This window comes from Pseudomonas sp. ICBG1301 (genome assembly GCF_016918385.1).
Lineage (GTDB): Bacteria > Pseudomonadota > Gammaproteobacteria > Pseudomonadales > Pseudomonadaceae > Aquipseudomonas > Aquipseudomonas palleroniana.
On sequence record NZ_JAEKGB010000005.1, the window covers coordinates 1 to 12,086 of the forward strand.

A 12,086-nucleotide genomic window follows, 5' to 3' on the forward strand; every position below is an offset into this window, starting at 1 on the left:
TCCCTTGGGGAGGCTTGGACGGGGAATGACTCGCGTCCAAGCTTCAAATGTGTAAACGATGTCCCCGGTTTCAGATGTAAACGATGTCTACGGTTCTACACCCGCGCTGGGCGGCGCAGCCGCCCCAACAAGGACGCTGCGGTGTTTCAGAAAGACCGTGGTGTCTGAGTTTAGGGCGGCTTCGCCCCCCCCAGCGCGGGGCAAGCCCGCTCACTACAATAATCGAACTTCTCACGTCCCGGCCGCCTCCTACCTGATAAGCCCATTGCCCCCGGCACGTCCATGGACCTTGTCATCGCTCGCCCCGAGGGTCTTTACTGCCCCGCCGGAGACTTCTACATCGACCCCTGGCGCCCGGTAGAGCGCTGCGTGATCACCCACGCCCACGGCGACCACGCCCGCACCGGTAACCAGCATTATCTGGCGGCCGCACCCGGCGAAGGCATCCTGCGTTCGCGGCTGGGCCAGGACATCAACCTGCAAACCCTGGCCTACGGCGAGCCACTGGTGCACCACGGCGTGACCTTGAGTTTCCACCCGGCCGGTCATGTGCTCGGCTCGGCCCAGGTGCGGCTGGAATACCAGGGCGAAGTGTGGGTGGCGTCCGGCGACTACAAGGTCGAGCCCGATGGCACCTGTGCGCCGTTCGAGCCTGTGCGTTGTCACACCTTCATCACCGAATCGACCTTTGGATTGCCGATCTACCGCTGGCAGCCGCAGGCGCAGATTTTTGCCGGGATCAACCACTGGTGGCAGGGGAATATCGCGCAAGGCAAGGCCAGCGTGCTGTTCTGTTACTCCTTCGGCAAGGCCCAGCGCATTCTGCATGGCATCGACGCCAGCATCGGCCCCATCCTCAGCCATGGCGCGGTCGAACCGTTGAACCGGGTGTATCGCGAGGCCGGCATCTATATTCCTGAAACCCTGTATGCCGGCGATTTCAACAAGACCGATCCGCTGTTGCGTCAGGCCCTGATTATCGCTCCGCCCTCCGCAGGTGGCAGCAGTTGGATACGCCGCTTCGGCGACTACAGCGATGCATTCGCCAGCGGCTGGATGCGCCTGCGCGGTACCCGGCGGAGGCGCGGCGTCGACCGGGGCTTTGTATTATCGGACCACGCCGACTGGCCGGGCCTGCTGTGGGCCATCGAGCAAACCGGCGCCGAACGGGTGATGGTCACCCACGGCTCCGTCGACGTATTGGTGCGCCACCTGAGGGAAAAAGGCCTGGATGCCCAGGGTTTCACTACCGAATATGGCGATGATGAAGAAGAGGCCACGGCATGAAAGCCTTTGCCGAGCTGTACGCCAACCTCGACGCCACGACCTCCAGCAACGCCAAGCTCGCGGCGCTGCAAGCCTATTTTGTACAGGCATCGCCGGCAGACGCCGCCTGGGCCGTGTACTTTTTATCCGGCGGCCGGCCACGGCAACTGGTACCCACACGCTTGCTACGGGAAATGGCCACGCAAGCATCGGGGATCGAGCCCTGGCTATTCGAAGAGAGCTACCAGTCGGTGGGCGATCTGGCCGAGACGGTGTCCTTGCTATTACCGGAATCCGCCTACACCTCGGAGGATGGCCTGGCGACGTGGCTTGAAGACAAGCTCCTGCCTCTGCGCGGCTTATCGCCACAGGAACTGACCGAGCGCCTGCCCGCGTTGTGGGCGCAACTGGATCAACCGAGCTTGATGGTCTGCATCAAGTTGATCACCGGCAGCTTTCGTGTCGGCGTCTCCAAATTGCTGGTCACCCGGGCCCTCGCCGCCATGGCCGGCCTGGACAGTAAACGCGTGGCCCAGCGCCTGGTGGGCTACACCGACTTGTCCAACCGCCCGACCGCCGAGGGCTACCTCAAGCTGATCGCCGCCGAATCATCCGACGAACATGCGCAACGCGGCGGGCAGCCTTATCCATTTTTTCTCGCCCACGGGTTGACGCAACCGCTCGAGCAATTCGACGCGCTGCTTGGCTCACCCAGCGACTGGCAGGTGGAATGGAAGTGGGACGGCATCCGCGCGCAGTTGGTCAAGCGCGAGGGTCGGTTATGGGTCTGGTCACGCGGCGAAGAACTGGTCACCGAGCGCTTTCCCGAGCTCCACAGCCTGGCCGGTAGCCTGCCGGATGGCACGGTGATCGACGGCGAAATCGTGGTGTGGAAGGACACTGTGCAACCCTTTGCCCTGCTGCAACAGCGGATCGGCCGCAAAACCCTGAGCAAAAAAGTCCTCGAGGATGCGCCCGTCGCCGTGCTGGCTTACGACCTGCTGGAATACCAGGGCCACGACTGGCGCAACCACATCCAGGCCGAGCGGCGCAGCCAACTTGAGCAGGTCATTGCTCAGTGCAACAGCCCTGTGCTGTTGCCCTCGCCCTTGCTGACGGCCACTGATTGGGCGCAGTTGGCCGAGCAACGCGAAGATTCTCGCCGCCTCGGCGTGGAAGGCATGATGCTCAAGGCGCGTGATGGCCTGTACGGCGTGGGTCGCACCAAGGACATGGGCGTGTGGTGGAAATGGAAAGTCGACCCCTTCAGCGTCGACGCGGTGTTGATCTATGCCCAGCGCGGCCACGGGCGGCGCGCCAGCCTGTACAGCGACTACACCTTTGCGGTGTGGGACGGCCCGCCGGGCACGGAACGCACATTGGTGCCATTCGCCAAGGCTTATTCAGGGCTGACCGACGAAGAAATGCGCAAAGTCGATGCCATCGTGCGCAAAACTACAGTAGAGAAATTCGGTCCCGTCAGCAGCGTGACGCCGAGCATGGTGTTTGAGCTGGGGTTTGAGGGGATCGCTTTGTCCAAACGGCACAAGAGTGGCATCGCGGTGCGTTTTCCACGGATGTTGCGGTGGCGGCAGGATAAGTCGGTGGACGAGGCTGACACCTTGGTCATCCTACAAGACTTGCTGAGCTGACAGGTATTTCCAACCGCATGCGTTCCAAGATGGTGCATTGAAAATTCAATGCCCATTTTCGGGCATATCCTACACTCACAACTCCCTTATCCCACCTTTTAAACCGATCATCCGGAACTATGGTGCAGAAATTGCTACTTGTGATCCGTCTGACACCGTTCAGTAACAGTCCTAAACGCGCCACAAGCGCTTATCTTGGTTTCCAGGGAATACATAATGAAAAAAGCATTGCTGACCCTTTCTGCACTGGCTCTGTGCATGGCTGCTGGTACCGCGCTGGCCAAGGAATACAAGGAATTGCGTTTTGGTGTCGATCCGTCCTACGCACCATTCGAGTCCAAGGCCGCCGACGGCAGCCTGGTGGGCTTCGATATCGACCTGGGCAATGCGATCTGCGCCGAGCTGAAAGTGAAGTGCAAGTGGGTGGAAAGTGACTTCGACGGCATGATTCCAGGCCTCAACGCCAACAAGTTCGATGGCGTGATTTCCTCCATGACCGTGACTGAAGCCCGTGAAAAGGCGATCGATTTCTCCAGCGAACTGTTCTCTGGCCCGACCTCGCTGGTGTTCAAAAAAGGCGCGAACTTCTCCACGCCTGAATCCCTCAAGGGCAAATCCGTAGGCTACGAGCAAGGCACCATCCAGGAAGCCTACGCCAAGGCCGTACTGGATAAAGCCGGTGTGACCACCAAAGCCTACGCCAACCAGGACCAGGTCTACGCCGACCTGACCTCCGGGCGTCTCGACGCTTCGGTGCAAGACATGCTGCAAGCCGAACTGGGCTTCCTGAAGTCGCCGGCGGGCGCTGGCTACGAAGTCAGCAAGCCTATCGACGACCCATTGCTGCCGTCTAAAACTGCGGTCGGTATCAAAAAAGGTAACAAAGAGCTGAAGGCGCTTCTCGATAAAGGTATCAAAGCGTTACACGATGATGGCACCTACGCCACCATCCAGAAGAAACACTTCGGCGATCTGAACCTGTACAGCGGTAAATAACACCCTGGCGCCCACCGTTTTCAGGTGGGCGCTTTTTTATCGCCATAGGTCCTGAATTCATGTTTGAAGATCTTTTACAAACCCTGGGGCTCAGTGCCTTCAGTTTGAAGGGGTTCGGCCCGCTGTTGCTGCAAGGTACGTGGATGACCGTGAAACTGTCGGTCGCCTCCCTGGCCGTCAGTGTCCTGCTGGGCCTGCTCGGCGCCAGCGCCAAATTGTCCAGCGTGCGCCTGTTGCGCATTCCCGCCCAGCTCTACACCACCCTGATTCGCGGCGTGCCCGACCTGGTGCTGATGCTGCTGATTTTCTACAGCCTGCAAATCTGGCTGACCGGCTTTACCGACTTCATGGAATGGGACTACATCGAGATCGACCCATTCAGCGCCGGGGTCATTACCCTGGGCTTCATCTACGGTGCCTATTTTACCGAGACCTTTCGCGGCGCCATCCTCGCCGTGCCCCGTGGGCAGTTGGAAGCGGCGACCGCTTATGGCCTCAAGCGCGGGCAACGGTTTCGCTACGTGACCTTCCCGCAGATGATGCGCTTTGCCCTGCCGGGCATCGGCAATAACTGGATGGTGATGCTCAAGGCCACCGCGCTGGTCTCCATCATTGGCCTGGCGGACCTGGTCAAGGCGGCCCAGGATGCCGGCAAGAGTACCTATCAGCTGTTCTATTTCCTGGTGCTTGCCGCGTTGATCTACCTGCTGATTACCAGCGCTTCCAACTTCGTCCTGCGTCGGCTTGAACGTCGCTACTCCGCTGGGTCCCGGGAGGCCGTGCGATGATCGAACTTCTGCAGCAATACTGGCGGCCCTTCCTGTACAGCGACGGCCAGCACATCACCGGGCTCGCGATGACGATGTGGCTGCTGAGCCTGTCGCTGGTCTTCGGTTTTCTGGTGTCGATCCCGCTGTCCATCGCCCGCGTATCATCCAAGCGCTGGGTGCGCTGGCCGGTGCAGTTCTACACCTACCTGTTCCGCGGCACGCCGCTGTATATCCAGTTGCTGATTTGCTACACCGGCATCTACAGCATCGCGGCCGTGCGCGCGCAGCCGGTACTGGATGCATTTTTTCGCGATGCGATGAACTGCACCATCCTCGCCTTCGCCCTCAACACCTGCGCCTACACCACCGAGATTTTCGCCGGGGCGATCCGCAGCATGGCCCATGGCGAAGTCGAAGCGGCTAAAGCCTACGGCCTTACCGGCTGGAAGCTATATGCCTACGTGATCATGCCCTCGGCCCTGCGTCGCTCGTTGCCGTATTACAGCAATGAAGTGATCCTGATGCTGCACTCGACCACGGTGGCCTTCACTGCAACGGTGCCCGACATTCTCAAGGTGGCCCGGGATGCCAACTCGGCCACCTACATGACCTTTCAATCATTTGGTATCGCTGCACTGATCTACTTGACTGTGACCTTTGCCTTGGTGGGTCTGTTTCGTCTGGCGGAGCGCCGTTGGCTGGCTTTCCTGGGCCCCAGCCATTAAGCCGCTTTTCACGCGTAGGAGCAGTCATGCGACATCAGGTACATGATCTGATCGCACCGGTGCCAGGCACGGCGCGGCAGATTCACAGTTTTCACTTCGGCCCGGAACAGGCTGAAGGCAAGATCTACATCCAGTCATCGCTGCACGCCGATGAGCTGCCGGGCATGCTGGTGGCCTGGCACCTCAAGGCGCGCCTGGCGCAACTGGAAGCGGCCGGCCGCCTGCGCAGTGAGATCGCGCTGGTACCCATTGCCAACCCGGCGGGCCTGGAACAGGTGTTGATGGACACGCCCCTGGGTCGCTACGAACTGGAAAGCGGGCAGAACTTCAACCGCCGGTTTGTCGACCTCAGTGACGAAGTGGGCAACCAGATCGAGGAGCGGCTCGGGGATGACCCACAGCACAACCTCGAGCTGATCCGCAGCGCGCTGCGCGGCGCCCTCGCCGCGCAAACAGCCGACACCCAATTGCACTGCCAACGCCTGGTGCTGCAACGCCTGGCCTGCGATGCCGACATGGTGCTCGACCTGCATTGCGACTTCGAAGCCGTGGCGCACCTGTACACCACCCCGCAAGCCTGGCCGCAGGTGGAACCGCTGGCGCGCTATCTCGGCTCGGAAGCCAACCTGCTCGCCACCGACTCCGGTGGGCAGTCGTTCGATGAGTGTTTCACCCTGGTCTGGTGGCAGTTGCAGCAACGTTTTGGCGAGCGCTTCCCGATTCCCATGGGCAGCTTCTCGGTGACCGTCGAGTTGCGTGGCCAGGGCGACGTCAACCACGGCCTGGCGGCCCTCGACTGCCAGGCGATCATCGACTACTTGATTCACTTCGGTGCGATTGAAGGCGACATCGCGCCACTGCCCGAACTGCCCTACCCGGCCACTCCGCTGGCAGGTGTGGAGCCTGTGGCCACGCCGGTCGGCGGCCTGCTGGTGTTCAGCGCCCTGCCCGGTGAGTACCTGGAAGCCGGGCAACTGATCGCCGAAATCATCGACCCCATTACCGACCGCGTAACACCCGTGCAGTGTAAAAACGCCGGCCTGCTTTACGCCCGTTCGCTGCGGCGGATGGCCACTGCCGGGATGGTGATCAGCCATGTCGCCGGCATTGAGGCCTACCGCAGCGGCTACCTACTTTCGCCTTGAGGATGCACGCTCCATGTACAAATTGACTGTTGAAGGCCTGCATAAAAGCTATGGCGACAATGAAGTGCTCAAAGGTGTTTCGCTCAAGGCCAAGACCGGCGACGTGATCAGCCTGATCGGCGCCAGCGGCTCCGGCAAGAGTACCTTTTTACGCTGCATCAACTTCCTGGAGACGCCCAATGACGGCGCCATGACCCTGGATGGTCAACAGATCCGCATGGTCAGCGACCGCCACGGCATGCGCGTGGCCGATGACGCCGAACTGCAACGCTTGCGCACGCGCCTGGCGATGGTGTTCCAACACTTCAACCTGTGGAGCCACATGAGCGTGCTGGAAAACATCACCATGGCCCCGCGCCGGGTGCTGGGCTGCAGCAAGAAGGACGCCGAAGACCGCGCCCGTCGCTACCTGGACAAGGTGGGCTTGCCGGCACGAGTGGCCGACCAGTACCCGGCGTTCCTGTCCGGCGGCCAGCAGCAACGGGTGGCCATCGCCCGCGCCCTGGCCATGGAGCCTGAGGTGATGTTGTTCGACGAACCGACTTCGGCCCTCGACCCGGAACTGGTCGGTGAGGTGTTGAAGGTGATTCAGGGCCTGGCCGAAGAAGGTCGCACCATGATCATGGTGACCCACGAGATGAGTTTTGCGCGCAAGGTGTCGAGCCAGGTGTTGTTTCTGCACAAGGGCCTGGTCGAAGAGCAAGGTGCGCCGGAAGACGTGTTGGGCAACCCGAAGAGCGAACGCCTGCAGCAGTTCTTGAGTGGCAACTTGAAGTAAACCTTTGGGGCGCCTGGAGGGTCTTTGACTTAGAGCCTCCAGAGCACCTGCCCCATGGCAAAACCCCTCGACTTCGCCAAGACATGGTTTGCCACCCAGGGCTGGAAGCCGTTCACCTTCCAGAAAGACGTATGGGCTGCCGTCAAGGCCGGCCAATCGGGTTTGCTGCACGCCAGCACCGGCGCCGGTAAAACCTATGCGTTGTGGTTTGCCGCGCTCAATCGCTTCGCCGGCACGCGCCCGCCCGCGGCGGGTAAACGCAAAGTGCCGGCACCGCCGCTGACCGTGCTCTGGATCACGCCGATGCGCGCCTTGGCCGCCGATACGGCACGCGCCCTGGAAGCGCCGCTTGCGGCCTTGCAGATTCCCTGGAGTGTCGGCCTGCGTACCGGTGATACCAGCAGCAGCGAGCGCGCACGCCAGACCCGACGCCAGCCCACCGCGCTGGTGACCACCCCGGAAAGCCTGACCCTGATGCTCGCCCGCGCCGACAGCGAAACGAGCCTGGCGCACTTGCGCATGGTGGTGGTGGATGAGTGGCATGAACTGATCGGCAACAAGCGCGGCGTGCAGCTGCAACTGGCGCTGGCGCGGTTGCGCCGTTGGCATCCGGAATTAATGGTGTGGGGCATCTCCGCCACTTTGGGGAACCAGGCCCACGCGCTTGAGGTGTTGGTCCCACACGGCGACGGGATCAATGTGCAGGGGCAAACGGCCAAGCTACTGAAAATCGACACCCTGTTGCCCCCCATCGCCGAGCGCTTTCCCTGGGCCGGGCATATCGGCCTGAAAATGCTCCCGCAAGTGGTCGCCGAAGTCGACGCCAGCAGCAGTTGCCTGGTGTTTACCAATACGCGGGCGCAGTCGGAGATCTGGTATCAGGCGCTGCTGGACGCCCGCCCGGACTGGGCCGGTGTGATTGCCCTGCATCACGGCTCACTGTCCCGGGAGACCCGCGACTGGGTCGAGCGAGCCTTGAAAGACGGCCAGCTCAAGGCAGTGGTCTGCACCTCCAGCCTGGATCTGGGCGTGGACTTCCTGCCGGTGGAGCGTGTGCTGCAAATCGGTTCGGCCAAAGGCGTGGCGCGCCTGATGCAGCGCGCCGGACGTTCCGGCCACGCGCCCGGCCGCCCATCGCGGGTGACGCTGGTGCCCACCCATAGCCTGGAGCTGGTGGAAGCCGCCGCCGCCCAGGACGCAATCGCCCAGCGACGCATCGAAGCGCGCCAATCGCCTGAAAAGCCTTTGGACGTGCTGGTACAACATTTGGTGAGCATGGCCCTGGGCGGCGGCTTTACCCCGCAGGCCTTGTTGGCCGAAGTACAGGGAGCCTGGGCTTACCGCAACCTCACCGATGAGGATTGGGCCTGGGCCTTGGGCTTTGTGCGCCATGGCGGGCTGTCGCTGACGGCGTATCCGGATTACCGCCGCGTGGAGCCGGATGAGCACGGCATCTGGCGCGTTCCCGACGCGCGCCTGGCGCGGCGGCATCGCATGAGCGTGGGCACCATCGTCAGTGACGCGAGCATCCAGTTGAAGTTCTGGAGCAAGGGCGGCGGCGGCAAGCACCTGGGCAGCGTGGAAGAGGGTTTTATTGCTCGGCTCAAACCGGGGGATGGCTTCCTGTTTGCCGGGCGGCTGCTGGAGTTGGTGCGCGTGGAAAACATGACCGCCTATGTCAAACGCAGCACCGCCAAAAAAGCTGCGGTACCGCGCTGGAATGGCGGGCGCATGCCGCTTTCCAATGAACTGGCCCAGGCGGTGATCGAGCGTTTTGATGCGGCGGCGCACGGGCATTTCGACGGGCCGGAAATGCAAGCGGTACAACCCTTGTTGCAAACCCAGCTGCGCTGGTCGGGCCTGCCCACACGCAATCACCTGCTGGCAGAGGCGTTGAAGTCGCGCGAAGGCTGGCACCTGTTTCTCTATCCCTTTGCCGGGCGCCAAGTGCATTTGGGTTTGGCAAGCCTTCTGGCGTGGCGGGTCAGCCAACAGCAACCGGTGACATTCTCGATTGCGGTCAATGATTATGGGCTGGAACTGTTGAGTGCCACGCCTCTGGACTGGCCAGGTTTACTCTGCCCCGCATTGCTCAGCCCGCAAAACCTGCTGGCGGATGTGGCGGCCAGCCTGAACGCCGGGGAACTGGCCCTGCGCCGCTTTCGCGAGATCGCACGCATCGCCGGGCTGGTATTCGCCGGCTATCCCGGTGCGCCAAAAAGCACGCGCCAGGTGCAGGCCTCCAGTGGCTTGTTCTTCGAAGTGTTCAAGCAATATGACCCGCAGAACCTGCTGCTGAGCCAGGCCGGCGAAGAAGTCCTGCGTGATGAGTTGGATATTCATCGGCTGGAAGAGACGTTGCTGCATTTGTCCGCACTGCAACTTGACCTGCACCTTATCGAACGGCCGACGCCCCTGGCCTTTCCCCTGCTGGTTGAACGCATGCGCGAAAGCATGAGTTCGGAAAAACTCTCGGAGCGTATTGCGCGGATGGTCAAGGACCTGGAAAAGGTCGCGGATAACGGGAAGCGCTGATGGTTTGCTCGATAACCCTTGAGAAACAAGAATTGTGGCTGCTGCCTGACAAAGCGATCTACTGGCCTGCGCGCCGCTGCCTGTTGATTGCCGATGCGCATTTCGGCAAGGCGTCGGCTTATCGCAGCCTCGGCCAGCCGGTGCCACAAGGCACCACCCAAGAAAACCTGACGAAGCTGGACCAACTGCTGGCAGCCTTTGCCTGTGAACAGGTGATCTTTCTAGGAGATTTCCTGCATGGGCCGGGCTCACACGCCAGTGGCACCCTGGGCGCACTCAGGGCCTGGCGTGAGCGCCATCGCGGGTTGAGCCTGACGTTGATTCGGGGCAATCACGATAAGCGGGCGGGTGACCCTCCGGCCGACCTGCGCATCGAAGTGATCCCGGAGCCGCTGCTGATGGGTCCGTTTGCCCTGCAGCACGAACCGGACGCCCATGCCAGCCACCATGTATTGGCAGGGCACGTGCACCCGGTGTATCGCTTGCGCGGCAAAGGCCGGCAAAGTCTGCGCCTGGCGTGCTTCCAGATTGGCAGGCGGATCAGCCTGCTGCCGGCGTTTGGCGCTTTTACCGGCGGCTATCCGGTTTCGCCGAGTGACGATGAGCAGATCTTTGTCGTAGCCGATCAGGGAGTATGGCCAGTTCGCTGAGAACTGGCCACCCGGCTCATGCCACCGGCACAGGTGGCGGCTCATCGTGAGGTGGAACGCCAGCGGGCTCATTCGGCTCATCAGGCTGCGGAGAGTCTGGATCAGGTTGGCCAGGGATACCGCCCGCATAAGCAGGGTCGGCCATCAGGGACCAGGCTAGAACGCCAATCTGGTTGGGCTCCAGCCGGGCAAGTTCGGCGCTGATTCGCGGGTCGATCTTCATAAAGCACTCCTCAAGCATGGCCCGGCGTGTTTTACACACGCCGAGGCTGTACACCTAATAGAGTCACTTCCCGCAGACTAATTCCCTTTACGTGTAAGAGCTTTCGATCAAGCGCGTGGGAGAGTAACGCCACGCTGGCCCTGATACTTGCCCCCACGGTCCTTGTAAGACACTTCGCAGGCCTCGTCGGATTGCAGGAACAGCATCTGCGCCACGCCTTCGTTGGCGTAGATCTTCGCTGGCAAGGTGGTGGTGTTGGAGAACTCCAGGGTGACGTGCCCTTCCCACTCAGGCTCAAGCGGCGTCACGTTGACGATGATGCCGCAGCGGGCGTAGGTGCTTTTGCCCAGGCAGATGGTCAACACGTCGCGTGGGATGCGGAAGAACTCCACAGTACGCGCCAGGGCGAAGGAGTTCGGCGGGATGATGCACACGTCGCTCTTGATGTCGACGAAGCTTTTCTCGTCGAAGTTTTTCGGATCGACGGTCGCCGAATTGATGTTGGTGAACACCTTGAATTCGTCAGCGCAACGCACGTCGTAGCCGTAGCTGGAAACCCCGTACGAGATCAGGCGTTCGGCGCCTTCGCCACGCATCTGGCGCTCTACGAAGGGCTCGATCATGCCGTGCTCTTGCGCCATGCGGCGAATCCACTTGTCCGATTTGATGCTCATGGCGGGTGTCCTGAAATAACGAGGTGGAGAAATTCTGTGGGGCATCTTACCGGGGCCAGCCTTAGGGTTCAAAGGGCGTGGGGCTTTTCTTGATGATGCCTGCGCTTACCTGCAAGCCTGTATAAAGCCGCCGCCAGCGGGGCCGGGCCTCGGGTTGGCGCCGTTGGTGACGGTAAATACCACCGCCAGTCACGAAAATAGAGAAACCTACGGAAATATCATTGGCACGTTCCGGAAAAAGGGTTAAGGTGGCGCCACTGTGTTGCTTGTGTCACTGAGAATCTCTACACGATATGTTGAATTTCGATCCAACCATCTCCAAGAATTTTTCCTGCTCTTTGCACTCAGTCTCGGCCAGGGCTTTTCCTGAGTCGCAGTTAACTTTGTCCAAGGAGATACACCATGTCTAATCGCCAAACTGGTACCGTTAAGTGGTTCAACGATGAAAAAGGCTTCGGCTTCATCACTCCACAATCCGGTGACGACCTGTTCGTACACTTCAAAGCTATCCAGTCCGACGGCTTCAAAAGCCTGAAAGAAGGCCAACAGGTTTCTTTCATCGCTACCCGCGGTCAGAAAGGCATGCAAGCTGAAGAAGTTCAAGTTATCTAACTTGTACTGACTTAGTCGAAAAAACCCCGCTTTTAAAAGCGGGGTTTTTTTATGCCTGGG

12 protein-coding genes are annotated in these 12,086 nt (G+C 60.9%); 10 read left to right on the plus strand and 2 right to left on the minus strand.

Annotated features, from left to right (window positions below):
• Positions 1–282 precede the first annotated feature (282 nt).
• The 9 genes from JBE38_RS12920 (at position 283) to pdeM (ending at position 10,517) form a co-directional block, all read left to right on the plus strand.
• On the plus strand, positions 283–1,287 hold the full coding sequence (locus tag JBE38_RS12920) for a ligase-associated DNA damage response exonuclease (protein WP_060754071.1): 1,005 nt from the start codon (positions 283–285) through the stop codon (positions 1,285–1,287).
• Positions 1,284–2,918, plus strand: a complete 1,635-nt coding sequence (locus JBE38_RS12925) for an ATP-dependent DNA ligase (RefSeq protein WP_205344412.1) — start codon at positions 1,284–1,286, stop codon at positions 2,916–2,918. The genes JBE38_RS12920 and JBE38_RS12925 overlap by 4 nt, the downstream gene beginning before the upstream one ends.
• A 216-nt stretch (positions 2,919–3,134) precedes the next feature.
• On the plus strand, positions 3,135–3,914 hold the full coding sequence (locus JBE38_RS12930; protein WP_060754069.1) for a transporter substrate-binding domain-containing protein: 780 nt from the start codon (positions 3,135–3,137) through the stop codon (positions 3,912–3,914).
• A 59-nt stretch (positions 3,915–3,973) separates the two neighbouring features.
• Positions 3,974–4,702, plus strand: a complete 729-nt coding sequence (locus JBE38_RS12935; RefSeq protein WP_060754068.1) for an ABC transporter permease — start codon at positions 3,974–3,976, stop codon at positions 4,700–4,702.
• On the plus strand, positions 4,699–5,409 hold the full coding sequence (locus tag JBE38_RS12940; protein ID WP_060754067.1) for an ABC transporter permease: 711 nt from the start codon (positions 4,699–4,701) through the stop codon (positions 5,407–5,409). Before JBE38_RS12935 ends, JBE38_RS12940 begins: the two co-directional genes overlap by 4 nt.
• A 26-nt stretch (positions 5,410–5,435) precedes the next feature.
• Positions 5,436–6,554, plus strand: a complete 1,119-nt coding sequence (locus JBE38_RS12945) for a succinylglutamate desuccinylase/aspartoacylase family protein (RefSeq protein ID WP_205344413.1) — start codon at positions 5,436–5,438, stop codon at positions 6,552–6,554.
• A 13-nt stretch (positions 6,555–6,567) separates the two neighbouring features.
• Positions 6,568–7,332 carry an ABC transporter ATP-binding protein gene (locus JBE38_RS12950; RefSeq protein WP_060754065.1) on the plus strand — a complete coding sequence of 255 codons (765 nt, stop codon included), beginning with the start codon at positions 6,568–6,570 and terminating at the stop codon, positions 7,330–7,332.
• A 54-nt stretch (positions 7,333–7,386) separates the two neighbouring features.
• Complete coding sequence (locus JBE38_RS12955) at positions 7,387–9,867, plus strand: ligase-associated DNA damage response DEXH box helicase (RefSeq protein WP_205344414.1); 2,481 nt, start codon at positions 7,387–7,389, stop codon at positions 9,865–9,867.
• Positions 9,867–10,517: a ligase-associated DNA damage response endonuclease PdeM gene (gene pdeM, locus JBE38_RS12960; RefSeq protein ID WP_205344415.1), complete on the plus strand. Its 651-nt coding sequence runs from the start codon at positions 9,867–9,869 to the stop codon at positions 10,515–10,517. Before JBE38_RS12955 ends, pdeM begins: the two co-directional genes overlap by 1 nt.
• A 16-nt stretch (positions 10,518–10,533) precedes the next feature.
• Here the strand turns inward: pdeM and JBE38_RS12965 are convergent, their stop codons facing one another.
• Together JBE38_RS12965 and dcd are read right to left on the minus strand one after the other, a co-directional pair.
• Entirely contained in the window at positions 10,534–10,740 is a 207-nt protein-coding gene (locus tag JBE38_RS12965) for a hypothetical protein (RefSeq protein WP_060754062.1), read from the minus strand.
• Positions 10,741–10,847: 107 nt separating this feature from the next.
• On the minus strand, positions 10,848–11,414 hold the full coding sequence (gene dcd, locus JBE38_RS12970) for a dCTP deaminase (RefSeq protein WP_016973172.1): 567 nt from the start codon (positions 11,412–11,414) through the stop codon (positions 10,848–10,850).
• Between the two features lie 402 nt (positions 11,415–11,816).
• On the opposite strand from dcd, the gene JBE38_RS12975 reads away from it, so the two are divergent.
• Entirely contained in the window at positions 11,817–12,026 is a 210-nt protein-coding gene (locus JBE38_RS12975; RefSeq protein WP_002554837.1) for a cold-shock protein, read from the plus strand.
• The last annotated feature ends 60 nt before the right edge of the window (positions 12,027–12,086 follow it).

Bases quoted from the DNA above. Each gene is read 5' to 3' on its own strand.
- JBE38_RS12920 (WP_060754071.1), top strand. From the start codon at position 283: ATGGACCTTGTCATCGCTCGCCCCGAGGGTCTTTACTGCCCCGCCGGA.
- JBE38_RS12925 (WP_205344412.1), top strand. From the start codon at position 1,284: ATGAAAGCCTTTGCCGAGCTGTACGCCAACCTCGACGCCACGACCTCC.
- JBE38_RS12930 (WP_060754069.1), top strand. From the start codon at position 3,135: ATGAAAAAAGCATTGCTGACCCTTTCTGCACTGGCTCTGTGCATGGCT.
- JBE38_RS12935 (WP_060754068.1), top strand. From the start codon at position 3,974: ATGTTTGAAGATCTTTTACAAACCCTGGGGCTCAGTGCCTTCAGTTTG.
- JBE38_RS12940 (WP_060754067.1), top strand. From the start codon at position 4,699: ATGATCGAACTTCTGCAGCAATACTGGCGGCCCTTCCTGTACAGCGAC.
- JBE38_RS12945 (WP_205344413.1), top strand. From the start codon at position 5,436: ATGCGACATCAGGTACATGATCTGATCGCACCGGTGCCAGGCACGGCG.
- JBE38_RS12950 (WP_060754065.1), top strand. From the start codon at position 6,568: ATGTACAAATTGACTGTTGAAGGCCTGCATAAAAGCTATGGCGACAAT.
- JBE38_RS12955 (WP_205344414.1), top strand. From the start codon at position 7,387: ATGGCAAAACCCCTCGACTTCGCCAAGACATGGTTTGCCACCCAGGGC.
- pdeM (WP_205344415.1), top strand. From the start codon at position 9,867: ATGGTTTGCTCGATAACCCTTGAGAAACAAGAATTGTGGCTGCTGCCT.
- JBE38_RS12965 (WP_060754062.1), bottom strand. From the start codon at position 10,740: ATGAAGATCGACCCGCGAATCAGCGCCGAACTTGCCCGGCTGGAGCCC.
- dcd (WP_016973172.1), bottom strand. From the start codon at position 11,414: ATGAGCATCAAATCGGACAAGTGGATTCGCCGCATGGCGCAAGAGCAC.
- JBE38_RS12975 (WP_002554837.1), top strand. From the start codon at position 11,817: ATGTCTAATCGCCAAACTGGTACCGTTAAGTGGTTCAACGATGAAAAA.